The organism is Streptomyces sp. NPDC098789 (assembly GCF_044759975.1).
Taxonomy (GTDB): Bacteria; Actinomycetota; Actinomycetes; order Streptomycetales; family Streptomycetaceae; genus Streptomyces.
This window is the reverse complement of the sequence record NZ_JBIWAJ010000022.1, coordinates 83,906-107,720: the sequence shown is the minus strand read 5'-3', so window position 1 is coordinate 107,720 and position 23,815 is coordinate 83,906. Positions and strand designations below refer to the sequence as shown.

At 71.1% G+C, this 23,815-nt stretch carries 22 protein-coding genes; 14 read left to right on the top strand and 8 right to left on the bottom strand.

Features of this window, described 5'->3' with window-relative positions; translation table 11 throughout:
- Positions 1-25 precede the first annotated feature (25 nt).
- Together ACIQWR_RS33935 and ACIQWR_RS33930 are read left to right on the top strand one after the other, a co-directional pair.
- On the top strand, positions 26-2,197 hold the full coding sequence (locus ACIQWR_RS33935) for a SpoIIE family protein phosphatase (protein ID WP_404017653.1): 2,172 nt from the start codon (positions 26-28) through the stop codon (positions 2,195-2,197).
- Between the two features lie 5 nt (positions 2,198-2,202).
- Positions 2,203-3,285, top strand: a complete 1,083-nt coding sequence (locus ACIQWR_RS33930) for an AI-2E family transporter (protein ID WP_404017651.1) — start codon at positions 2,203-2,205, stop codon at positions 3,283-3,285.
- Positions 3,286-3,303: 18 nt separating this feature from the next.
- Here the strand turns inward: ACIQWR_RS33930 and ACIQWR_RS33925 are convergent, their stop codons facing one another.
- From ACIQWR_RS33925 to ACIQWR_RS33905, 5 genes are all read right to left on the bottom strand, one after another.
- Positions 3,304-4,299 (bottom strand): pirin family protein, encoded by a 996-nt coding sequence (locus tag ACIQWR_RS33925; RefSeq protein WP_404017649.1) that lies wholly within the window; start codon positions 4,297-4,299, stop codon positions 3,304-3,306.
- A 132-nt stretch (positions 4,300-4,431) separates the two neighbouring features.
- Positions 4,432-5,016, bottom strand: a complete 585-nt coding sequence (locus ACIQWR_RS33920; RefSeq protein WP_404017647.1) for a hypothetical protein — start codon at positions 5,014-5,016, stop codon at positions 4,432-4,434.
- A gap of 152 nt (positions 5,017-5,168) precedes the next feature.
- Complete coding sequence (locus ACIQWR_RS33915) at positions 5,169-6,137, bottom strand: ArsR/SmtB family transcription factor (protein ID WP_404017645.1); 969 nt, start codon at positions 6,135-6,137, stop codon at positions 5,169-5,171.
- A gap of 21 nt (positions 6,138-6,158) precedes the next feature.
- On the bottom strand, positions 6,159-6,620 hold the full coding sequence (locus ACIQWR_RS33910) for an SseB family protein (protein ID WP_404017642.1): 462 nt from the start codon (positions 6,618-6,620) through the stop codon (positions 6,159-6,161).
- 57 nt (positions 6,621-6,677) lie between these two features.
- Positions 6,678-7,586, bottom strand: coding sequence for a Scr1 family TA system antitoxin-like transcriptional regulator (locus ACIQWR_RS33905; RefSeq protein WP_404017640.1), 909 nt, complete (start codon positions 7,584-7,586; stop codon positions 6,678-6,680).
- A gap of 112 nt (positions 7,587-7,698) precedes the next feature.
- On the opposite strand from ACIQWR_RS33905, the gene ACIQWR_RS33900 reads away from it, so the two are divergent.
- From ACIQWR_RS33900 to ACIQWR_RS33855, 10 genes are all read left to right on the top strand, one after another.
- Positions 7,699-7,932, top strand: a complete 234-nt coding sequence (locus ACIQWR_RS33900; protein WP_404017637.1) for a hypothetical protein — start codon at positions 7,699-7,701, stop codon at positions 7,930-7,932.
- A gap of 77 nt (positions 7,933-8,009) precedes the next feature.
- Positions 8,010-8,429, top strand: a complete 420-nt coding sequence (locus ACIQWR_RS33895; protein ID WP_404017634.1) for a hypothetical protein — start codon at positions 8,010-8,012, stop codon at positions 8,427-8,429.
- Positions 8,430-8,435: 6 nt separating this feature from the next.
- On the top strand, positions 8,436-10,205 hold the full coding sequence (locus ACIQWR_RS33890; protein WP_404017631.1) for an alpha/beta hydrolase: 1,770 nt from the start codon (positions 8,436-8,438) through the stop codon (positions 10,203-10,205).
- 61 nt (positions 10,206-10,266) lie between these two features.
- A complete protein-coding gene (locus ACIQWR_RS33885; RefSeq protein WP_404017628.1) occupies positions 10,267-10,710 on the top strand; it encodes a hypothetical protein in 444 nt (147 codons plus the stop codon).
- Positions 10,711-10,805: 95 nt separating this feature from the next.
- Positions 10,806-11,249 (top strand): hypothetical protein, encoded by a 444-nt coding sequence (locus tag ACIQWR_RS33880; RefSeq protein WP_404017625.1) that lies wholly within the window; start codon positions 10,806-10,808, stop codon positions 11,247-11,249.
- Positions 11,249-13,312 carry a hypothetical protein gene (locus ACIQWR_RS33875; RefSeq protein ID WP_404017622.1) on the top strand — a complete coding sequence of 688 codons (2,064 nt, stop codon included), beginning with the start codon at positions 11,249-11,251 and terminating at the stop codon, positions 13,310-13,312. The genes ACIQWR_RS33880 and ACIQWR_RS33875 overlap by 1 nt, the downstream gene beginning before the upstream one ends.
- A complete protein-coding gene (locus ACIQWR_RS33870; RefSeq protein WP_404017621.1) occupies positions 13,309-13,851 on the top strand; it encodes a hypothetical protein in 543 nt (180 codons plus the stop codon). The genes ACIQWR_RS33875 and ACIQWR_RS33870 overlap by 4 nt, the downstream gene beginning before the upstream one ends.
- A gap of 145 nt (positions 13,852-13,996) precedes the next feature.
- Positions 13,997-15,823 carry an acyl-CoA dehydrogenase gene (locus ACIQWR_RS33865; RefSeq protein ID WP_404017618.1) on the top strand — a complete coding sequence of 609 codons (1,827 nt, stop codon included), beginning with the start codon at positions 13,997-13,999 and terminating at the stop codon, positions 15,821-15,823.
- Between the two features lie 134 nt (positions 15,824-15,957).
- Positions 15,958-16,686, top strand: coding sequence for a hypothetical protein (locus ACIQWR_RS33860; RefSeq protein ID WP_404017616.1), 729 nt, complete (start codon positions 15,958-15,960; stop codon positions 16,684-16,686).
- A 112-nt stretch (positions 16,687-16,798) separates the two neighbouring features.
- Complete coding sequence (locus ACIQWR_RS33855) at positions 16,799-18,091, top strand: M18 family aminopeptidase (protein ID WP_404017614.1); 1,293 nt, start codon at positions 16,799-16,801, stop codon at positions 18,089-18,091.
- A gap of 336 nt (positions 18,092-18,427) precedes the next feature.
- On the opposite strand, the gene ACIQWR_RS33850 is transcribed toward ACIQWR_RS33855, so the two are convergent.
- Together ACIQWR_RS33850 and ACIQWR_RS33845 are read right to left on the bottom strand one after the other, a co-directional pair.
- Positions 18,428-20,266 carry an NHL domain-containing thioredoxin family protein gene (locus ACIQWR_RS33850; RefSeq protein WP_404017611.1) on the bottom strand — a complete coding sequence of 613 codons (1,839 nt, stop codon included), beginning with the start codon at positions 20,264-20,266 and terminating at the stop codon, positions 18,428-18,430.
- A 15-nt stretch (positions 20,267-20,281) separates the two neighbouring features.
- Positions 20,282-21,121, bottom strand: coding sequence for a hypothetical protein (locus ACIQWR_RS33845; protein ID WP_404017609.1), 840 nt, complete (start codon positions 21,119-21,121; stop codon positions 20,282-20,284).
- A 32-nt stretch (positions 21,122-21,153) separates the two neighbouring features.
- Between ACIQWR_RS33845 and ACIQWR_RS33840 the strand changes: the two genes are divergently transcribed.
- On the top strand, positions 21,154-21,717 hold the full coding sequence (locus ACIQWR_RS33840; protein ID WP_404017606.1) for an LURP-one-related/scramblase family protein: 564 nt from the start codon (positions 21,154-21,156) through the stop codon (positions 21,715-21,717).
- Positions 21,718-21,807: 90 nt separating this feature from the next.
- On the opposite strand, the gene ACIQWR_RS33835 is transcribed toward ACIQWR_RS33840, so the two are convergent.
- Complete coding sequence (locus ACIQWR_RS33835) at positions 21,808-22,620, bottom strand: carbon-nitrogen family hydrolase (protein WP_404017603.1); 813 nt, start codon at positions 22,618-22,620, stop codon at positions 21,808-21,810.
- A gap of 159 nt (positions 22,621-22,779) precedes the next feature.
- Here ACIQWR_RS33835 and ACIQWR_RS33830 point away from each other — a divergent pair, with 159 nt between their 5' ends.
- Positions 22,780-23,607 (top strand): maleylpyruvate isomerase family mycothiol-dependent enzyme, encoded by an 828-nt coding sequence (locus tag ACIQWR_RS33830; RefSeq protein ID WP_404017600.1) that lies wholly within the window; start codon positions 22,780-22,782, stop codon positions 23,605-23,607.
- Positions 23,608-23,815: the final 208 nt, after the last annotated feature.

Here is a 23,815-nt window from a genome sequence, read left to right as displayed (position 1 = left end):
CGGGGTGACCTGTAAAGATGGCTAGATGCGCACCGAGGACGTCCTGGCGGCGATCGCCACCGGTCTGTGGCGCTGGGACAACGCCGCCGGAACGGTCACCCTCGACGGTGAGGCCGCCCGGCTGCTCGGCCTGCCCGCCGAGCCCGTCACCCTGCCCGAAGTGTCCGTGCGGTCCCGGTTCCACCCGGTCGACTGGAACGAGATCAACGGCATCGTGAACCTGGCCGTCGCCGAGGGCACCCTCGCCGAGGCCCGGCTGCGGATCATGGACGTGGACGGGCGCGTCCTGCGGACCGTGCGCAGCCGCTCCAAACCCGTGCCGCACACGGCCCCGGACGGCCGGATCGACTACGAGCTGATCGGCACGATCCAGGAGATCGCCGAGCCCCAGCCGGGCACCACGGCGGTCCACACCCCCATCACCGGCGACTGGCGGCGCTCCCGCGAGGCGTTCCTGCTGGACGCGGGCCGCGCGCTGGCCGAGGCCCGCTCCACGACCGAGGTGCTGCGGGTGGCCGCCTCGCTGTCGATGCCCGGCTTCAACCCGGACGGGCTGGCCGTCTTCGGGATGGACGGGGACCGGCTGTCGATCATCGGGCACCACGGGCACGACGCCGGGGACGAGTCCCCCTTCACGGACATGCGCATGGACACCGACTATCCGGCCGCGGAGGTCGTCCGCAGCGGCCGGGCGATCTACCTCCCCAGCCCGGAGGACTACAAACGGCGCTTCCCGGCCACCTGGCCGCTCGCCCAGCGCTTCGGCCGGACCTCCTGGGCCTTCCTCCCGCTGATCGTCGCGGGGCGCACCATGGGCGCCTGGATGGCCGCCTTCAAGCACCCGGTGACCTTCACCCCCGACGAACGCTCCGTGCTCACCACGGTGGCGCGGATGCTCGCGCAGGCGCTCCAGCGCGCCGTGGTGGCCGAATCCGAGCGGGAACTCACCACGGGCCTCCAGCGGTCGATGATGCCGCAGCTGGGCCCCGAGATCCCGGGCATGACCCTGGCCGCGCGCTACGTGCCGACCGGCGGCGGCCTCCAGGTGGGCGGCGACTGGTACGACATGATCCCGCTGCCGTCGGGACGGTTCGCCCTGGTCATCGGGGACGTCCAGGGACACGACGTGCGCGCGGCGGGCCTGATGGGCCAGCTGCGGATCGCCGTACGGGCCTACGCCTCCGAGGGGCACCGACCGGACGCCGTGCTCTCCCGGGCCTCCCGCTTCCTCGCCGGGATCACCGACTCCTACGAGGACGGGGACAACCTCAGTCCGCGCTTCGCGACCTGCCTGTACGTCGAGTGCGACCCGCGGACGGGCCTGCTGGAGGTGGCCCGGGCCGGCCACCCGGACCCGGTGGTCCGGATGACCGACGGGACGGTGCTGATGCGCCCGACCGCGGGCGGGCTGCCGCTCGGCATCGACGCCGACACCGACTACCCGACGACCCGGTTCACCCTGGAACCCGGCGAGACGATGATGCTGTGCACGGACGGCCTGATCGAGACCGGCGGGCACGACCTGGACACCGGCTGGGCCCGGCTGCGCGCGATCCTGGAGTCCGAGACGCACTCCGAGGCGCACGAGGGCGGAAGCCTGGAGAAGCTCGCCGACCTGCTGGTCGCCGCCGTCCACGGGCCCTCCTCGCACCACACCACCGGCCCGCTCGCCGACCGGCGCGAGGACGACATAGCCGTGGTGCTGCTGTGCCGCGACGACCCCGGCTGCGGCTGCGGCACACCGCTCACGCACCCGGCCCGGCCGGTCCGGCGCACGCTGCTGACCGTGGCCCAGGCCGAGCCGGAGCGCATCGCGGGCGCCCGGCAGCAGATCCGCGAGCTGTTGCACGACTGGGCGGACGAGGACCAGCGGGACTCGGCGGTCCTGATGGTCTCCGAGATGGTCACCAACGTCCTGATGCACACGGACGGCGACGCGCTGCTCATGGCCGAGGCCGTCGGCGAGTTGGGCGAGCGGCGGCTGCGGGTGGAGGTGGCCGACTCCAGCGACGAGCCGCCGCACAAGCGGCACCCCGGCGAGATGGCGTCCAGCGGGCGCGGCGTGCTGCTGATGGAGATGCTGGCGGACAGCTGGGGCGTGGACCCGCGCGGCGAGGGCAAGTCGATCTGGTTCGAGCTGAACGAGCAGTCCAAGCCGGATCCGCTCCCGGACGACGGGGACCCGGCCCTACGCTGAGCCCGGTGATCGCTTCCCTGCTCCCCGCGCCCGTGCGGCGCCTCGCCGCCTGGTGCGTCATCGCCCTCCTCGTGTCCGGCGTGGTCGGCGTCTTCCTCTGGCTCTGCGACGTCTTCCAGACCGCGGTGACGCCCGTCCTGCTGGCCCTGCTGGGCACCGCTCTGCTTCGCCCGATGTACCGGCGCCTGGTGCGGATGAAGGTGAACCGCTCGCTGGCCGCGGCCCTGACCTGCCTGGCCATCATCGGGGTGGTCGGCGGGGCCTCGTACGTCGTGGTCGCCGCGATACTCGACACCGGCGACCAGATCCTCTCCGCCCTGCGGCACGCGGTGGAGCGGCTCTCCCGGCACTACGGGGGCGACGGGAAGACCGTGCCCTTCCTCGCGAAGAACGCCAAGGAGCTGCTGACGCGCTTCGGCGCCACCGCCGCCTCCGGCGTCCTCGCCGGGATCAGCGTGGTCGGCGAGGTGCTCGCCACCGCGCTCCTCGCGCTGCTGCTGGTGTTCTTCTTCCTGCGCGACTCCCACCGGGCCGCCGACGCGCTGCGCTCGGTCGTGCCGCGCTCCGCCGGTGACACGGCCGTGGCGATGGCCCGCCGCGCCTTCCAGGCGGTCGAGGGCTTCATGCGCGGGACCACCTTCATCGCCCTGATCGACGCCCTCTGCATCACCATCGGCCTGCTGGTGCTGGGCGTCCCGGGGGCGGTGGGGCTGGGCTCGCTGGTCTTCGTCGGCGCGTACGTCCCGTACCTCGGCGCGTTCTTCTCCGGCGCGGTGGCGGTCCTGGTCGCCTTCGCGGACCGGGGGTGGGTCACGGGGCTGTGGACGCTGGGCGTGGTGCTCGCCGTGCAGGTGCTGGAGGGCAACGTGCTCCAGCCGATGATCCAGAGCCGTACGGTCCAGATGCACCCGGCGGTGGTGCTGCTGGCGATCACCGCCGGGGCCAGCGTGGCCGGGATCCTGGGCATGCTGCTGGCCGTGCCGCTGGCGGCGGCGGGCTTCGGGGTGCTGTCGGAGCTGCGCGCCCGGTACACGGCCGAGCAGCCACCGCCGAGCACGCCGGAGGCCGGGGCGGTGGCCCCGGCCTGAGGGCACGGATCGAGGACGTCAGTCGTTCGCGGTGCCGGCGCCGCGGTGGCCCAGGCCCGTCCGCGCGGTGGTGGGGATCCGCCCCAGCCGCCCGGCCTGGAAGTCGTCGAACGCCTGCTGGAGCTCGTGCTTGTTGTTCATCACGAACGGCCCGTAGTGCGCCATCGGCTCCCGGATCGGCCGCCCGCCGAGGAGTACGACCTCCAGGTCGGGGGCGTTGGCGTCCTGGGCCTCGTCCGCCCGGACCGTGAGCGAGCCGCCCTCGCCGAAGACGACGGTCTGCCCGGTGTGCACCGGCCGCCGGTCGGTGCCGACGCTGCCGCGCCCGGCCATGACGTACGCGAGGGCGTTGAAGTCCGCGCGCCACGGGAGGGTGATCTGCGCGCCGGGGGTGATCGTCGCGTGGATCATCGTGATGGGGGTGTGGGTGATGCCCGGGCCCTGGTGACCGTCCAGCTCACCGGCGATGACGCGCAACAGCGCGCCGCCGTCGGGGGTGGAGAGCAGCTGGACCTGGCCGCCGCCGATGTCCTGGTAGCGCGGGGGCATCATCTTGTCGGAGGCCGGCAGGTTGACCCACAGCTGGAGGCCGTGGAAGAGGCCGCCGGACACGACGAGGGACTCCGGCGGGGCCTCGATGTGCAGCAGGCCCGCGCCGGCGGTCATCCACTGGGTGTCGCCGCCGTTGATGACTCCGCCGCCGCCGTTGCTGTCCTGGTGGACGAAGGTTCCGTCGATCAGGTAGGTGACGGTCTCGAAGCCGCGGTGGGGGTGCCAGGGGGTGCCCTTGGGCTCGCCCGGCGCGTACTCCACCTCGCCCATCTGGTCCATCATGATGAACGGGTCGAGGTACTGGTAGTTGATCCCGGCGAACGCACGGCGCACCGGGAATCCCTCGCCCTCGAAACCACCGGGAGCGGTCGTGACGGCCAGCACCTTGCGGGCGGTCGTCTCCTGGTCGGGCTCGGCGACGCGGGGGAGCGTCAACGGGTTCTCCACAGTCACTGCAGGCATGGTCGGGACCTCCTTCTGACGTCGAGTTTAGTTGAAACTCGAACTTTCCGCCATGCCTGACAGAACAGCGGCCCCCCGGGAACCATTCCCGGGGGGCCGCAGCGCTGGTCGGACGGGATCAGCAAGGGTCGATCAGCAGGCGTCGATGTAGTAGACCGGGCCCCAGTTGACCCCCCACTGCTGCTCGCTGTAGGCGCCGGCCGTCCAGCTGAGGATCGCGCCGTTCGAGCCCTTGAGCTTCGCCCGGGTGCCGGGGGTCTGGTTGTTCACCCACGAGCCGTTCGTGCTCGTGAACGGGATGCCGACGTTGACGTTGCACTGCTCGGCCCAGCGCATGTCACCGGTGAAGTAGGAGCCGGAGTAGGCACAGAAGCGGTAGTAGTTGCAGCCGGCGAACGCCAGCGCGTTCGCCGGGTTCAGGCTGCGCGCCGTCTCCTCGCCCGGCAGGGCCAGGGTCAGCGTCCCGTTGCCCTGGTAGCTGATCTCGTTGGCGGCGGTCTGCTTGCCGCCGGAGCGGGCGAGGTAGCCATCGACCCGCGCCTGCAGCGCCTTGGCCTGGCCGGCGTTCAGACCGGCCCGTGCGGCCTGGCCGGCGAACGGAATGTTGCTGGAGGCGCTGGCCGCAGTCATCCCGAAGGTCACTGCGCAGACCGCCGTCAGTGCGGCGAAGAGGATCCGCCACAGTCCGCGGCGGTGACCCATGCTGTGATCGTTCACGTCGACACTCCTTGGTGTCCGGTGGATCGCGAAGGTCCATGCGACCGGGGACGACCCCCGTAGGCGCCCCCGGTCACCCATACGGTGCGGCCCCACCACCAGGGCGCGCGATGGTTTCGGGCCCCGCCGAAACGTGCGCGCCGAAGGGTCGCTCAGCCGCCGCTGCGCAGCAGGTCCACGCCCAGGCCCGTGGCCGTGTGCAGGACCGCCTTGCCGTCGCGGCGGGTGGTGATCAGGCCCGCCGCGCGCAGGGTGCGCGTGTGCTCCGAGACGGAGGGGAGGCTGATGTGCAGGTCCCGGGCCAGCTCGCTGGTGGTCCGCTGCTGGATCAGCAGGGACAGTACGGCCGCCCGCGTGCGCCCCAGCAGCGCGTCCAACGACCCCTCCGCCCGCCCCGGCGGCACCAGCGGCATCGGGGTCATCGCCGGGTAGATCAGCAGGTTCGAGCCGTCGGGGTGCCCAGCGAGCAGCGGCCGGCCCGTCCAGAAGGGCGAGGGCATCAGGGTCAGCCCGCGCCCCTCCAGCCGGATCTCGAAGTCGGGCGGCCGGCCGACCTCGAAGACCGTGCCCGCCCAGGCCGCGGCCGGGTGCGTACTGGCCAGGGCGGCCTTGATCCCGTGCGTGGCCATCAGGTGGCTGCGCCAGGCGACGTCCGCCCGGAAGGACTGGCCGATCGCGGTCCAGTGCGGGGCGATGACCACCTCGTGGGCGGCCCGCAGCGCGTCCTCCAGCAGCCCCCAGGACTCCCGGTCCCCGTCCCGCAGCCCGCGCAGCCAGGGCGCGACGGCGGCCCGACCGCGGCTGCGCGCGAGGATCCGGCTCAGCTCCGCGTCGTCGATGAGGGGGGCGGCCAGGCGTACGGCGTCCAGCGCCTCCTCGGAGTCCCGCACCGGGGGTTCCACGAAGGCCGGGTTGTCGCCGTCCGGGCGCAGCACTTCCAGCAGCGGCAGCGCGGCCCGGGGCAGCTCCCGCCCCAGCCGCTGGCGCCAGCGGCCGAAGACCTCGGGCGCGTCGGTGCGCTGCGCGGCCACCACGGCCAGCGCCAGCTCGACGAGCGGCAGCGGCTCGGGGGCGAAACGGACGCCCAGCAGATCCTCGGCGGTGAAGTGGACCCTGAGCACGCGCCCCCCTGAGCGTTCGCCCTATCCGTACATGCGGCGCATGGCGTAGTCGACCATCTGCTCCACGGCCTTCGCGTCGAAGACCATCCGGTGGTCGCCCTCCATGTCGAGGACGAAGCCGTACCCGGTGGGCAGCAGGTCGATCACCTCGGCGCCGGTGATGATGAAGTGCTTGGACTCCTTGCCGGCGTAGCGGCGCAGCTCCTTGAGCGTGGTGAACATCGGGATGACCGGCTGCTGCGTGTTGTGCAGCGCCAGGAACCCGGGGGTGTCCCCGCGCGGGCAGTAGACCTTCGAGCTCGCGAAGATCTGCTGGAAGTCCTCGGCGGACAGCGACCCGGTCGTGAAGGCCCGCACCGCGTCCGCGAGGGTCGGCGGCGAGGGCTCGGGGTACAGCGGCTGCTGCGGCGGCTGCGCGTACCCCTGCTGGGGCTGCCCGTACTGCTGCTGCCCCGCGCTCACGTTCTGGTCGTAGCCGTACATGGGGGCCACACTACCGACCGGCCAGGGGCGTACCGGCGGGTACCGGCCACGGCCGGGTCACGGCCGCAGGCCGGGCCCACCCTTGGCCGTGAGCCGGGACGCGAACGAACGCGGCCGCTTCCCGTTCCGGTAGTCCTCGGCCGCCGACTCGATCAGCCAGAGGGACAACTCCGGCGGCAACGCGGCAGCACGCAGGCGGTCGTAGGCGTTGCGGTACTGCTCCACCGTCGCCGCCTCTTCGACCATGTTGCCGCTGTACATGGATTCCGTGTACAGGACCGGAGGAGCTCCGCTGAACTCCAAGAGCACCGTCGTCCCACACATGAACGGGTCGGCACCTCGCGCACCCGCACCGGACGCAAGGATCTGCGGCACGAAGCCACCGCGGCGGGCGACGGCCGCGACGTGAGCCAGCTGCTCGGCCATGTCCGCGTACCCGAGGAGCGGTTGCCGGAGCACCGACTCATGCAGGACGAGCCAGGAGACGGGCCCCTCTTTGTCCTCCATGACCCAGGAGCGTGCCCGGCGCGTGCTGATGCGCTCCTTCAGTACCTCTTGCGTCACCCTGGGGGTGCCCAAACGAACCAAAGCCTCGATGTACGGCTCCAGTTGCAGAGGCCCTGGAATGAGCATGGGTTCCCACTGAACGATGTCCAGCGCGCGGGACTCCATCTCCAGGACTTCGTCGAAGTAGTGCCCTTCCACGCGCCGACCGGCGTTCCTCACGTCCTCACACCCACGGGCGAAGAACCCGTCCGTACCCAGCACCTTGTCCACGTGCTGCGCCAGGTCCAGGGGCATGCGCCGCCTGCCCCGCTCGATCTCGCTGAGGTAGCTCACGGAGTAGAAGACGCCCCGCACGGTCTGCTCCAGGGTGAGGCCCGCCCGCTCCCGCTGCCAACGCAGCTCCTTGCCGTAGAACTCCGGCACCCCGGCCGCCCCGTCGATCTCTTTCCCAGCGGGCACCGCTCACCCTTTCCACACCTCGCGCTGTCGAACGCGGAACCCTTCCCACGCTACGCGCACCCCCGCCACGCTGTGAGCGATTCGTCACAGCCCGTAGACATAGGGAGTCACCATGAGCGACCACGACAGCGACGACACCGCCCGCGACAGCATGATCCGGCTGCGGGAGGTCCTCAGCGCGCACGGGATCACGCTGCCCTCCCTCGGGCTCGATCTGCCGACCTTCGCCAGCGTCTACCTCACCCCGCCCCTGATCAGCCTCGGCAACTGCAACGTCGCCACCGCGGACCGACTGGCCGACGTACTGCGCACGGCGGCGGTGGGGCCGTTCGTCCCGCGGAATTGAGTACCCGTACTCACGTGTGACCCCTGGTGCGGTTGTTAGCTTCGAACGGAGGCTTCAGCGGTGCAGCGGGGGGACACATGACGCTCAGTTCGACGTGGCGGGCAGTGCTCGGCGAGGACGGTACGGGGATGCGCCTCGCGTCCGCCGGAGCCCCTTCGGGCAGCGGCACGGGCGGCCCCGACCTGAAGGCCGACGAGGGCCCCTGGACCAGCGCCGGAAACACCGCGGGCGAGCTGCGCACCTCCACCGCGACGGCCGTCACGGACCTGGAGACCGCGAGCCAGGGCGTCACCGGCGCCACGCAGGGCTTCGCCTCGACCACCGCGCTCACCGGCATCCTCGGCACGTGGACGGCCCGCCTCGGCGCCGTCCGCGACGAGTGCGGACGGCTGGACGGCGCCCTCAAGAACACCGGCCGGGACTTCGGCGAGCGGGAGAGCGCCACGAAGCAGAAGTTCTCCCGCGCCGTCATCGCGCAGCCTGCGAACCGGGGTTGATGCCGCGTGCCCAGCTGGCAGCAACTGCGAGACGTGAACCTCTCGGAGTACGAGGACGCCGCGGACGGCTGGGGCAAGGTCAGCTCCCGCGCCAACGCCGACAAGGACCGGGTCGACAACCAGATCCTCGCCAAGATCCGCGGCACCCAGACCGGGATGGCGGCCAGCGGCGCCATCGTGAACCTGGAGGGCCTCAGCCGCAACTACCAGTACCTGCACACCGAGTGCGGTCTGATCCGTACGGCCCTGAACGGGCTCGCGGCCGAACTCGCCGCTCCCCAGCGCAAGCTCAAGCAGGCGCTGGAGGACGCGGCGGGCCTCAAGTTCACCGTCCACCCCGACGGCTCGGTCGAGTACCCCGCCACCCCGTCCTTCGTCCAGGTACCCGCATCGGGCACGGGCCGGGCCACGCCGGGCGCTCCCATCCCCCTCCGACCCGGCCTGGCCGAAGGCGGTACGGACCCCAACAAGGGCAAGGCCGAGGAGATCGCCGAGAAGATCGTGGCGGCCCTGCGCGAGGCGGCCGAGGTCGACGGCCGGTACGCCTCGGTGCTCGGCAAGCTCAAGGCGAAGCCGGGCCTGACGGTCGACGCCTCGGACCTCCTCGACGCCGCGCAGGACACCCGCGACCTCCAGACGGCGGCCGGGAAGTACGCGAGCGCCGACAAGATCCCCAAGGGCGACGACCCGGAGCAGAACGCCCGGTGGTGGAAGGGCCTGACCCAGGAGCAGCGCGACGAGTACGCCACCTTGTACCCGGCCGCGATCGGCGGACTCGACGGCATCCCCGCCACCGTCCGCGACGACGCGAACCGGATGGTGCTCGCCGAGACGAAGGCGCGCTACGAGACCGACCTGAAGGCCGTACCCGCCGAGCCCTCACCGCGGTTCACGGTCAACCGCTCGGGCGACTACACGATCAACCCGGCATGGCAGCAGTGGGCCGACAAGGGTTACGGCGAACAGCGGGCGCGGCTGGAGGGCCGGCTCAAGGGCATGGAGGCCATCGAGCGGCGCTTCGACCGGCCGGCCGACAGCTCCCTCCCTGAGGCGTACCTGCTGAAATTCAACGCCGAACTGGACGACGGCCGCGTCATCCTCGCCAACGGCGACCCGGACACGGCCGACCACACATCGGTCTACGTGCCGGGCACGAAGTCCAAGCTGTCGGACATCGACAAGGACCTGACGCGCAGCGAGAAGCTCTGGGACTCCAGCAATTCCATGGCTCCAGGCAAAAAGATATCCACGATCACCTGGTTCGACTACAACGCCCCGAACGACATTCCGCATGCAACCGACGGACGCTATGCACAGGACGCCGGACCGACGCTTCAGCAATTCATGCAGGGCCAGCGAGCCGCACACCAGGAAGCAACCGGCTCCACGTCCCACACAACCGTCATGGGGCACAGCTACGGCAGCACGGTGGTCGGCGTCGCGACGCAGTCCGGCACCTGGAGGGACGGCCCGATGGCTGACGACATCATCGCCGTCGGAAGCCCCGGCATGCAGGTGGACCGTGCCACCGACCTCGGCCTGAAGCCGGGCCACACGTGGGCCATGGGCGGCGGCGGTGACGACAACCTCGTACGGGAGGGCGGAAGGAATTTCGGGCTGGGCGACAACAGAACCATTCCGACGGACGAGGACTTCGGCGGCAACCTCATGGCGAGCAACGCATCGAATCACGGCGATTTCTGGACCGACCCTATAAGCCTGGAAAATCAGGCGTACGTCATTACGGGCAAATACGAAAGGGTGTCCCTTGAATAGGGGTATTGCGTTCACCGGGCATGCCCTGCTGGCATGCATACTCCTCACAGGTTGCGCAGGCATGGGAAACGAGCCGAAGGTACAGACCCTGGACGCCAAGGCCGTGCAGGCGGACACTGAGCGGGCCTCCAGCAAGATCCTGGATCTGCTGGCCGTACACGGGAAGACGACCCGCGCCAGGGCCACCCTGTTGGAATGCTCCCGGTACGACTCCGACGAGAACGTCCACCAGGCCCACCACCCCTGGAGCATCTACGACCTCCCGGTGGAGGAACTGCAGCGGGCAATGGACCGGGCGCGGAAGGCGTTCCCGGCGAACGGCTGGACCATCGTCGAGGACGGGCCGGACAGCAGCCCGGCGAAGACGCCGACACTCACCGCGAATTCCGCCGACGGAAAGCTCTCGGCGCGCCTGCGGCTGATCGACGAGCGAGACAGGGGCAAGACCTCGGTCCTCGCCGTCACCGTCGTCTCCACCTGCTTCCGCAGCGCCCCCGGGGCGTAGCAGTACTGGAACGAAAGGCCCTGGGGGCCGTGGGGTGGCGCGTACTAGCCTGGCCGGGATCGATCCGATGACGTCACGTTCTACGGGGGAATCCGATGTCGTTCGACCAGGAGTGGGCGCAAGTACGCGCCTCGGTGGCCGACAAGCAGGCGGGGGTGCGCCTCAACCACGTGCCCGCCGAGGACGGCGGCGGGCCGTCGCCCCAAGGGGACCTCGTCGTCACGCAGCAGGACCTCGCGGCCGTCGGCGACGCGGCCTTCAAACTGCACCAGCGGTTGGACACCGACGGGGACCACGCCAAGGCCAGTACCTACGAGGCGGCCGGCGCGATGAAGAAGGACTTCGCGCTCGGCGGCGCCCTGTCCACCGTCGCCGACAAGTGGAACTCCCAGGTCAACAGCCTGCTGGAAGCGTGCGCGCACATCTCCAACCACCTCGACTACACGCAGAACGCGCACGCCGAGGGCGAGCACTGGATCGCCACGCAGCTCAAGTACGAGCAGCTGGACAAGGGCTTCGAGGAAAGGGCGCACCACTGATGGACCTCGACGCACTCCGCTTCGCGGACTTCGGCAAGCTCGCCACCGCCGTGAGCGACTGGTCCGCGATGGTGACCAAGCTCCAGCAGCTGTCCGAGGACGCGCGCACCGACATGGGCGGGAAGGCGGCCAAGGCGAACTGGGCCGGGGTGAACGCCACCGTGACCCGGGAGTTCATCGGCAAGACCGCCAAGGAGTTCGCCGACGCGGCGACCGAGGCGGACAGCGTCCGCAACATCCTGAGCGACACCCACGGCGAACTGGTCGGCTACAAGACCGAGTTGAACACGACCATCGAGCAGGCCCTGTCCCGGAACCTGACCGTGGTCGGTACCGGCAACGGCGGCTTCACGGTCACCATGAACATCCACCCGGACCGCGCCGCCAAGGGGCACACCGTGCCCGAGCACACCGAGGCCGACGCCATCGCGCTGCGCGACACCGTCCAGGGGATCCTCCAGCGGGCCACGGAGAGCGACACCACGGCGGCGCAGGCGCTGTCGATGCTGGTGAGCCAGAACCCGTACGGCTTCTCCGGCGCCAGCTACTACAACCGGGACGTGGCCGCGGCGGCCATCAAGGACGCGGAGCGGATCGCGAACCTCCTCAAGAACAAGGGCGACGACCTGACGCCCGAGGAGTTCGACCAGCTCAACAAGGACCTCGCGGCCCACAAGGACGACCGGCTCTTCCAGGAGGAGTTCGCGACCACGCTCGGCCCGCGCGGCCTGCTGGACTTCTGGGCGGACCTCTCGGACCCCTCCGACGGCGGCGCCCTCCAGCGGGCCCGCTTCGACCAGCTCGGCGACTTCCAGAAGAACCTCAGCTTCACGCTGGCCGGGGCCACCCAGTCCGACAGCCCGGCGATGCGCGCCTGGGAGGACGAGATGGTCCGGCAGGGCGACCAGATGGTCCAGACGCGCGGCACGCGGGTCTACGGCTTCCAGCTCATGAGCAACCTGATGAGGAACGGCGACTGGGACAACCGCTTCCTGAACGACTACGGGAACGCGCTGGTGGCCACCGAGAAGAAGATGAAGATGCCGGACCGCTACTGGAACGGCGGCCCCCCGTCGATGCCGAAGATGAACTTCACCGGCGACGACTTCGGCCGCGACCCGATGACCGGCTTCATGACGGGCCTGGCCAACAGCCCGAACGCGGCGACCGAGTTCTTCAACACGACGCAGCCCACCGACAACGCGCAGTACGTCCTCAAGGACCGGACCGTCTTCGACGACACCCCGACCAACAGCCACGACGGCAACTCCTCCCGCGAGGCGACCGGCAACGCCCTGGTCGCGGCGGCGACCGGGCAGAACCCGCTCGACCCGAACGCCCAGCAGGTCGACCTGGGCCCCGAGCACCGCAAGGTGCTGGACCGCTCGCTGACGTACCTCTCGCAGACGGGGAACGACTTCCCGCCCGAGATGCGCGACGACATGGCCAAGGTGCTGTCCCGGCACAGCGACGTCGTCAACCACACCGCCAGCACGCTCGCCGACGACGCGGGCGACCCCCGCCTGCTGGACCGCAAGGAGCTGCTGGAGGTCAGCAAGCAGGTCTCCCGCGACCAGAGCGCCTACGGGATGCTCAACGAGGCCATGAACCGCGAGATGGTCAACGACATCCACACGGGCGTCCCCACGGACCAGAAGGAGACGCTGCTGCGCTCCGGGGCCACGGTCGGCTTCCTGGAGGAGGCCCGGTACCAGGCGATCCAGACCGACAAGCACGACCCCAGCTGGGACGCGAAGTGGATCTACCACGGCTTCGGCTCGGCGGTGAACTTCATCCCGGTCGTCGGCGACGTCGCGCAGCGCGGCGTCGACGCGCTCGCCTACCAGTGGCAGCTCGACGAGCAGGCCCGGATCGGCGCCGAGATCTCGCGGCAGAACGGCGACACCTTCACGGTCCGCGAGCGCCAGCTCCAGGCGCTGGCCGACGAGTGGGCCGCGTCCAACCCACACCCGGGCCAGAACCGCTACACCCTGACGCACGAGATCAACGGCGCCGCCTTCGACGGCAACCAGCGGGCCTCGGGCCTGGCGGGCAACGGATGAGGCCCCGGTGGAGCGCCCTCGCCGCCACCGCCCTGCTCGCGGCCCTCGGCGCGCTCGCGGGGTGCTCGCAGGGCACGGGCTACGCCGTCCCGGACGCCGCGTGCGGTGTCGGCGTGGGCGCCGCGGCCCTGAAGCCGCTGCTGCCGGCCGGTGACACCCTGCGGCTCCAGCCGGAGGACCTCGGGCAGGGCAGTGCGCGCTGCACGCTCTCGGTGGACGCGAAGCCGGCGCTCTCGCTGAAGACGGACGTGAGCACCGAGGTGGCGGACCTGCCCAAGGTCATCCAGGAGAAGCTCGACCGGTCCGGGCACCCCGAGAAGATCGCCCTCCCGGGCGGGGAGGGCTGGGTGGCGGACTCGCTGGCCCTGGCGACCGTGAAGTGCACCTTCCAGGGCCAGCCACGGCTCTTCATCACCGAGGTGGCGGCCCACGGCGGGCCCTCCGACGTGGCGAAGCGGCGCAGCGCCCTCACCGCCTTGATCACGGCGTACGAGCCCGCGGCCCGGAAGGCGGCCGGCTGCACTCCCGGACCCTCTTGAGCGGCTCTCCAGCGTTTCTGGCTTGATGCTGGTCACAGTCGTCGAGCAAGGGTTGTTCTTATTACCCGCGGGTAGCATCATGACATTACCGATTGGTAAGTACGAGGATCCTGTCTCCCCCGAGCCTTAAAACGGAGCCGTAGCCATGGGGCACTACAAGTCGAATCTGCGCGACATCGAGTTCAACCTGTTCGAGGTGCTCGGTCGCGACAAGCTGTACGGCACCGGCCCGTTCGGGGAGATGGACACCGACACCGCCAAGACCATCCTCAGCGAGATGACCAAGCTCTCGGAGAACGAGCTGGCCGCCTCCTTCGAGGACGCCGACCGCAACCCGCCGGTCTTCGACCCCACCACCAACACCGCGCCCGTCCCGGCGTCCTTCAAGAAGAGCTACAAGGCCTTCATGGACTCCGAGTACTGGCGCCTGGGCCTGCCCGAGGAGATCGGCGGCACCACCTCGCCGCGTTCCCTCATCTGGGCGTTCGCCGAGACCATCCTGGGCGCGAACCCGGCCGTCTGGATGTACTCCTCCGGCCCCGCCTTCGCCGGCATCCTCTTCGAAGAGGGCAACGAGGCGCAGAAGAAGGTCGCGGAGATCGCGGTCGACAAGCGCTGGGGCTCCACCATGGTCCTCACCGAGCCCGACGCGGGTTCGGACGTCGGCGCGGGCCGCACCAAGGCGGTCGAGCAGGCCGACGGCTCCTGGCACATCGAGGGCGTCAAGCGCTTCATCACCTCCGGTGAGCACGACATGGAGGAGAACATCCTCCACTACGTCCTCGCGCGCCCCGAGGGCCACGGCCCGGGCACCAAGGGCCTGTCGCTCTTCCTGGTCCCGAAGTTCCACTTCGACTGGGAGACCGGCGAGCTGGGCGAGCGCAACGGCGTCTACGCCACGAACGTCGAGCACAAGATGGGCCTCAAGGCCTCCAACACCTGCGAGATGACCTTCGGCGACCAGCACCCCGCCAAGGGCTGGCTGATCGGCGACAAGCACGACGGCATCCGCCAGATGTTCATGATCATCGAGTTCGCGCGGATGATGGTCGGCACGAAGGCCATCGCCACCCTCTCCACCGGCTACCTGAACGCCCTGGAGTACGCCAAGGAGCGCGTGCAGGGTCCGGACCTGGCGAACTTCATGGACAAGAGCGCGCCCAAGGTCACCATCACGCACCACCCCGACGTGCGCCGCTCGCTCATGACGCAGAAGGCGTACGCCGAGGGCATGCGCGCCCTGGTGCTCTACACCGCCTCCGTCCAGGACGAGATCCAGGTCAAGCAGGCCGCGGGCGAGGACGCCTCCTCCCTCATCGGCCTGAACGACCTGCTCCTGCCGGTCGTGAAGGGCTACGGCTCGGAGAAGTCCTACGAGCAGCTCGCCCAGTCCCTGCAGACCTTCGGCGGCTCCGGCTACCTGCAGGAATACCCGATCGAGCAGTACATCCGGGACGCCAAGATCGACACCCTCTACGAGGGCACCACGGCGATCCAGGGCCAGGACTTCTTCTTCCGCAAGATCGTCCGCGACCAGGGCGCCTCGCTGAACGTCCTCACCGAGACGATCAAGAAGTTCCTCGCCGAGGCCGTCGGCGGCGAAGAGCTCTCCGGCGCCCGCGACGCGCTGGCCAAGGCCGCCGTGGACCTGGAGGCCATCGTCGGCCAGATGGTCACCGACCTCACCGCCACCGGCGAGGACGTCAAGAACATCTACAAGGTCGGCCAGAACACCACCCGCCTGCTGATGGCCTCGGGCGACGTGATCGTCGGCTACCTGCTGCTCAAGGGCGCGGCCGTGGCCGCCGAGAAGCTCCCGACGGCCACCGCCAAGGACGTCGCCTTCTATACGGGCAAGATCGCCGCGGCGAAGTTCTTCGCCGGTCAGGTCCTGCCGGGCGTCGCGGTCCAGCGCCAGCTGGCCGAGGCCGTCGACAACACCCTGATGGACCTCGACGAGGCCGCCTTCTAAGGACACCTCACCGACACCGCCCCGCAGGACCCACGACGTACGCGGTGTACGCGCGCCGGCCGGACTCCCAGCTCAGCTGGGGTCCGGCCGACCGCGTGCACGGGTTGTCGGCGGTTCGTGGGACGCTCGTAGGTATGAGCGCACACGAGCAGCACAGCAGGGGGTACTCCGTCCCGACCGGGCGGCCGTACGCCCTCAAGGAGCTGCACGCGAAACTGGGCGCGCTCGGCGACGGCGTCCAGGACCTCTACGAGGGCGCGCACCCGACCGAGTACGACGGCATCGCGGACGCGCTGTACACCGCCTTCCAGACGGCCTCGGCCCTGGCCCCCTCCAAGAGCTACACCGGCTGCCCCGAGCACCCCAACGGCGCCCTGGACCCGGAGGCGCCCGACGGCTGGGGCCGCTGCCTGCTCTGCAACGACCGGCGCCGGATGGGCCTGCGCGGCCGCGGCGGGGCCCCCACCCCGGCTCCGGCGGGGGAACAGCGCCGCCTCGGCTACCCCGTGCCGGAGGGCCCGTACACGCTGGAGAAGCTCCGGCTGTACCTCCGTACGCTCGACGAATACCGCTTCCACCTGACGATCGGCTCACCGGACGACGAGTTCGTCCGGGTCGCCGACAACCTGCACCGGGCCTTCATCGTGGCCCGCGAGCTGTCCCGCCCGCGCAACGCGTCGGGATGTGCCGAACATCCCGGCGCGCCGATGGATCCCGACGCTCCGCCCGGCGAGGCATGTATCTTCTGCGCCGGACGCAAGAGGCGCGCACAGCGCTCCGCGCAGACCCCTGAGATGCTCCCGCGCATCCGCCGGGGCGAGCGCAGGCAGCTGCAGCGCCGCTTCGAGCGTCCGCCGGGCTGAGCCGACCGGGATCGCAGTTCACACCACCACCGCGCCCTCGTCCTCCGGCTGTCCGTGGGCTATCCGCCACAGCCCGGCCATGACGAACACGACCGTCGTTAAGGTGAACCACATGAGCTCTCCCGCCCGCTTCGACCGCGGCCACACCGACGATCTGATGACCTACCTGGCGGCGAGCCCCTCGCCGTACCACGCCGTCGCCAACGCGGGCGAGCGGCTGGAAAAGGCCGGCTTCAGGCAGTTGTCGGAAACGGACGCCTGGGATTCGAGCGCGGGGGGCAAGTTCGTACTGCGCGGCGGCGCGCTCATCGCCTGGTACGTCCCCGAGAGCGCGACCCCGCACACCCCGTACCGGATCATCGGCGCGCACACCGACTCCCCCAACCTCCGGGTCAAGCCGCTTCCTGACACCGGGTCACAGGGCTGGCGGCAGATCGCCGTCGAGGTCTACGGCGGCACCCTGCTCAACACCTGGCTGGACCGCGACCTGGGCCTCGCGGGTCGACTCACCCTGCGCGACGGCACCGAGCGGCTGGTCAACATCGACCGCGCACTGCTGCGCGTGCCGCAGTTGGCCGTGCACCTGGACCGGTCCGTCAACTCCGACGGCCTCAAGCTGGACAAGCAGCGGCACATGCAGCCGATCTGGGGTCTGGGCGAGGCGCACGAGGGTGACCTGATCGCCTTCCTGGAGGAGGAAGAGGGCCTGGCCCAGGGCGCGGTGGCGGGTTGGGACCTGATGGTCCACTCGATCGAGCCGCCGGCCTACCTGGGCCGTGACCGAGAACTGCTCGCCGGGCCGCGGATGGACAACCTGCTGTCGGTGCACGCGGGCATCGCCGCGCTGGCCGCCGTGTCCACCGCCGAACACCTGGACCACATCCCGGTGCTGGCCGCCTTCGACCACGAGGAGAACGGCTCGCAGTCGGACACCGGCGCGGACGGACCCCTGCTGGGCAACGTGCTGGAACGTTCAGTCTTCGCGCGCGGCGGTAGCTACGAGGACCGTGCGCGCTCCTTCGCGGGCACCATCTGCCTCTCCTCGGACACCGGTCACGCGGTGCACCCCAACTACGGCGAGCGGCACGACCCGACGCACCACCCGCGCGCCAACGGCGGCCCGATCCTCAAGGTCAACGTCAACCAGCGGTACGCGACGGACGGCAGCGGGCGCGCGGTGTTCGCGGCGGCGTGCGAGCGGGCGGGCGTGCCGTGGCAGAGCTTCGTCTCCAACAACTCGATGCCCTGCGGCACCACGATCGGCCCGATCACGGCCGCGCGGCACGGCATCCAGACCGTCGACATCGGTGTCGCGATCCTCTCCATGCACAGCGCCCGGGAACTGTGCGGCGCGGACGACCCGTACCTCCTGGCAAACGCCCTGGTCTCCTTCCTGGAGGGCTGACCCCCCTCCCCCGGTGGGGGAAATTCGGCTCCGCCGGGGCAAGTTCAGCCTCGCCGGCGTTTGAGGCGCCCCCGGAGGGCGAGGCCAGCCGCAGGCGCCCACCGGCCGGCCCCACCTCCGCTCCCGCCGGAGCCGATCCGGCCCCGCCCGGGGGCCCGTTTGGGGCGCCCCCGGAGGGGCCGACTCAGCCCCGCCGGCGATTGAGGCGTCCCCGGAGGGAAGGGAGGGCTCCGGCCGGTGGGCGCCTGCGGCTGGCTCCGCCCTCCGGGGGCGCCTCAAACGCCGGCGGGGCTGAAGGTGGCCGGCCCCACCTCGGAGGAGGCGGCCCCGCCGGGGTCAGGCGTCCAGGCCGGCCAGGACCAACGGCAGGCGGGCCGCGCCCCCTTCGACGACGCGGACCGGAACCCCCCAGTCCTGCTGGTGCATGTGGCAGGCGGGGTACTCGTTCGACGGGTCGTCGTCGCAGGAGGCCGCCATCGCCGAGACGTGCAGCACGCCCTCGGTGACCCCCTCCGCGAAGACCAGGTCCCGGAAGAGGTCCGTCCCCTGCCCCGCGCCGCCGGCCAGCAGCTCCGGCGGGGTCGAGGAGACCTGGAGCCGGGTGGAGGGACCGTACCGGTCGTCCAGCTTCTGCCCGGTCGGGGCCCGGAAGACCACCTCCAGCCGCAGCGTGCCCGGCCCGACCTCGGTGGCCGCGCGCTGCGTGCGGTGGGCGACCGACTCGACGCGGACGGCCTCCTCCGGCAGCCGCAGCCGGGTCAGCCGGTGCCGTGCGGACTCCACGACCAGGATGTCCTCGCCGACCAGCACCGCGTCACTGGGCTCGCGCAGATCGGTCGCCAGGGTGCTGACCTCGCCCGTGGCGGGGTCGTAGCGGCGCAGGGCGTGGTTGTAGGTGTCGCAGACGGCGACCGAGCCGTCCGGCAGGACGGTCACCCCGAGCGGGTGCTGGAGCAGCGCCTGGTCCGCCGCGCCGTCCCGGTGACCGAAGTCGAACAGGCCGCTGCCGACGGCGGTCCGGATCGCGTACGCGTCCGTGTCCCCCTCGCTCTCGCCCGCCACCGGCTCGACCCAGCGCAGCGCACTGGTCTCGGAGTCGGCGATCCACAGCCGGTCCCCGGCCGCCGCGAGCCCGGAGGGCTGCGCGAACCAGGCCTCGGCGGCGGGCCCGTCGACCAGCCCCTCGTTGGTGGTGCCGGCCGCCACCGCGACGGTGTCGCTCCGCGGGTCCCAGGTCCACAGCTGGTGCACGCCGGCCATGGCGATCCACACCCGGCCCCGCCACCAGGCCACGTCCCACGGCGAGGACAGGTCCACCTCGCGCGCGGGCCCGGCCGTCGGCGAGCCCTGCCACCACTGGCGGCCCGTACCGGCGACGGTCTCCACCGCGCCGGTGGCCGGGTCGAGGACGCGCAGCGCGTGGTTGACGGTGTCCGCGACCACGACCCGGCCGTCGGGCAGCAGCGCCAGGCCCTGCGGCTCGCTGAAGGCGTCGGGCCCGAAGCCGCGCTCCCCGCTGCCGATCCGCCGCACCACGCTCTCGCCGTCGGCGGCCAGCTCCACGAGCTGGTGCCGGGTCGAGTCGGACACCAGGACGTTCCCGGAGGGCAGCACGAGCGCCTTGCCGGGGAAGCGCAGGTCGGTCGCGACCGGCGCCGGCGCCACGTACGGCCCGTCCCCGCGCCGCAGGGTGCCCTTCGCCGCGTGCTCCGCCTCCAGCTCCTCGACGAGCCGCGCGATGGCGTGCGCGTGCCCCTCGCCGGCGTGCTGCGCGACGATGTACCCCTCCGGGTCGATCACCACGAGCGTGGGCCAGGCGCGTACGGCGTACTGCTTCCAGGTGGCCAGCTCGGGGTCGTCGAGGACGGGGTGGTGGACCTCGTAGCGCTCGACGGCGTCGACGACGGCCTGGTGCTCGGCCTCGTGCACGAACTTCGGCGAGTGCACGCCGATGATCACGACGGTGTCCCGGTGCTTCTCCTCCAGCTCCCGCAGCTCGTCGAGGACGTGCAGGCAGTTGATGCAGCAGAAGGTCCAGAAGTCGAGGATGACGATCCGTCCTCGCAGGTCGGCGAGGGTGTAGGAGGTGTCACCGGTATTGAGCCAGCCGCCCTTGCCGATCAGCTCGGGGGCACGGACTCGGGCGCGACGGGGTGCGGACGCGGCAGGATTCATGCGTCAAGGGTGCCATCAGCCCAGGAAGGACCGCAGGGAGCCCACCAGGGCGTTCACGAAGGCGTCACGGACGGGCTCCGGGAGCAGCTCCAGGGACAGGTAGGGGTTGAGGTCCTCCAGCTCGACCAGCAGGAGTTCGCCCGACGGGGCGCGGCAGGCGTCGACCCGCTGGATCCCGTGGCTCAGGGTGTTCCAGCCGATGAAGGTGCGGGCGAAGTCGAGGTCCGCGGGGCTCGGGTCGTAGGGCTCCAGGTCCCAGCGGCGGGCCGGGTCGGGCGCGTACAGGGCGTACTGGAAGGCGTCGTCGACGAAGTAGAAGGACACCTCGTGGACGAAGTCGATCCGGGGCTGGATCAGGAGCGAGCCGGGGGCGGCCCCCCGGCCCGCGAGGCCCGCGAGGTCCGCGAGGTGCGCGGCCGGGTCGGCGGTGAAGGCCAGGCCGATCGAGTCGGCGCCCTGGCGGGGCTTGACGGCGTACTCGGCCACCTGCGGCAGGAGGTGCAGGTCGGCGGGGTCGTCGACGGTGGGTATCACCGGATGGCCCGACCTGGTGAGGTCCAGCAGGTACTGCTTGCCGGCCATGTCGGCGCGGCCGGTGAGCGGGTTGTAGACCCGGGCCCCGGTGGCCAGGGCGTGGGCGCGGAAGGCGTCGTAGGCCTCCTGGTGGTGCAGGACGGGCCCGCTGTTGCGGACGATCACCGCGTCGAAGGCGGGCAGCAGGGCCTGCGCGTCGAGCGGGTGGCACAGGGCCAGGGGGAACTCCTCGCGCAGCCGCGAGGTGAGGAGGACGTCCTCGTCGCCGTAGCGGCGGCCGCGCGCCGGGTAGGCCAGGTCGGTCACGTAGAGGAGAGGCATGGCGGCAACCTATCGCGGGCAACGATGACGGCATGAAATACCTCGTTCGGGACAAAGTGCTGGCCATCGGCGACGACTACTGGGTCGAGGACGAGGCCGGCCGCCACGCCTACCTGGTCGACGGGAAGGCGCTGCGCGTCCGCGACACCCTGGAGCTGAAGGACCCGGACGGCCGGATCCTGATCACGCTGCGCGAGAAGATGTTCAGCTTCCGCGACGCGATGACCCTGGAGCGGGACGGCGAGCAGCTCGCCGTCATCCGCAAGAAGCGGCTCTCGCTGCTGCGCAACCACTACCGCGTGACCCTGTCCGAGGGGACGGTCCTCGACGTCAGCGGGCGGATCCTGGACCGCGAGTTCAAGGTCGAGTACGAGGGCGAGCTGCTGTCGCTGATCTCCCGCCAGTGGTACCGGGTCCGCGAGACGTACGCCGTGGACGTGATCCGGGAGGAGGCGGACGCGGCGCTGCTGCTCGCGGTGGCGGTGTGCGTGATCAGGATGGCCGAGAAGGAGCGCGAGGAGCGAGACGAGGAAAGGGAGGAGAGGGAGGAACGGGAGGAGGCGCGGGAGGACGAACGGCGCGGCGGCGGCCGCTGAGCACCGACCGCTGAACACCGGCCGCGGGCCCCGTGCGAGCGGGGCGCGGCGGCCGGTGCGTGCGCGGTCGGCGGTCAGGCGGTCAGGCGGTCAGGGCGTGGCCCAGGTGCCGCGGGCCGGGGGGCGGATGCCGAGCATCCGGTCCTTCAGGGCCGGGAACTGCTCCCGGGTCTCCGCCACCTTGGCCGGGTCCAGGTCCACGGTCAGCACCTCCTCGCCCGGGCCCGCCTCGGCGATCACCTCGCCCCACGGGTCCACCACCAGGCTGTGTCCCGCCTGCTCGACCCCGGCGTGCGTCCCGGCGGTGCAGCAGGCGAGGACGTACGCCTGGTCCTCGACGGCGCGCGCCCGGTTCAGCAGGGTCCAGTGCGCGCGGCGGCGGGCGGGCCAGCCCGCGGCCACCACCAGGGTCTGGGCGCCCGCGTCGACCAGCCCGCGGAAGAGCTCCGGGAAGCGCAGGTCGTAGCAGGTGGCGATGCCGAGCACGGTCTGCGGCAGGGTGACCGTCGTCAGCGAGCCGCCCGCCGCCATCAGCACGGCCTCGCCCTGGTCGAAGCCGAAGCGGTGGATCTTGCGGTACGTGGCCGCCAGCTCGCCCTCGGGGGACAGCACGAGGGTGGTGTTGTAGAGGGAGCCGTCACCGGAGCGTTCCACGACCGACCCCGCGTGCAGCCAGACCCCGGCGTCGCGCGCCGCCTTGGACATCACCTCGAAGGTGGGCCCGTCCAGCGGCTCCGCCTCCGTCTCGAACTGCTCGTAGGAGAAGGCGCCCACGCCCCACAGTTCCGGCAGCACCACCAGATCGGAGCCGCTCTGTTCGCGGACGAGGTCCGCCACCCGGGCACGTCGGGAAACCACCGACTCGCCCTCGTTCACCGCGATTTGGATCAGGGAGGCGCGCACACTACCACCGTTCTGGCATGGAAGCCGTCAACTCGGGGCCTACGATCGTCACACGAAAGCACTGCCGGGGTGCTCAACGGCAGCGTAACTTTGACAAGGCCGCCGCCCGCCAGTCCGACCGTCCACAACGCGCCACTGAACAGCACGCGAGGGGTCCCGTTGACCGTCCATCCCAGCCTTCAGCCCTATGCCGATGCGTGGACCCACTCCATCGAGGCGATATCCGAACTGGTCCTCCCCTTGGCGGAGGCCGAATGGAACCGGGCGACCCCGTGCCCCAACTGGTCCGTCCGTGACGTCGTGTCACACATCATCGGCATCGAGTGCGAGCAGCTCGGCGACCCCCGCCCCATCCACACCCTCCCCCGGGACCTGCTCCACGTGGTGGACGAGTTCACCCGGTACATGGAGGTCCAGGTGGACGTCCGGCGCCACCACACCGCCCCCGAGATGACGTCGGAGCTGGAGTACACCGTCATCCGGCGGATGCGGCAGCTGCGCAACGAGAAGCGGGACCCGGCCACCACGATGGTGCGCGGACCGCTGGGCGAGCAGGTGACCCTGGAGCTGGCGCTGCGGCTGCGGGCCTTCGACGTGTGGATCCACGAGCAGGACCTGCGGGCCGCGCTCGGCGTCCCGGGGAACTGGGACTCCCCCGGCGCCCTGGTGGCCCGGGACCTGCTGCTGGCGGGGCTCCCGAAGGTCGTCGCGAAGCACGCGGGCGCCCCGGCGGGCTCGGCGGTGGTGCTGGACGTGCACGGGACCCTGGAGTTCATGCGGACGGTCCGGATCGACGCCGAGGGCCGCGGCACGATGGACAACGCGCCGTCGCTGGGACCCGCGGTGACGCTGACGATGGACTGGCAGACCTACGTCCGCCTCGCCGCGGGCCGCGGCCGCTGGCACACCCTGGCGGACCGCGTGAAGGTCGAAGGCGACCCGGACCTGGCAGAAGCGATCCTCTCCCACTTCGCGGTCACGCCGTAGCCCCCCGACCGGGCCCGAGACGCCGGCCCGATTCAGCCCCGCCGGCGCTTGAGGCGCCGCCGGAGGCAACTCAGCCGGTCACATCCAGCCTCACCTGCAATCGAGGCACTGCCAACGAACCAGGCCGGGCCAAAACCAGCCCCGCCGGCGATTGAGGCGCCGCCGGAGGCAACTCAGCCGGCCCGGCGCTTGAGGGCACCACCGGGCC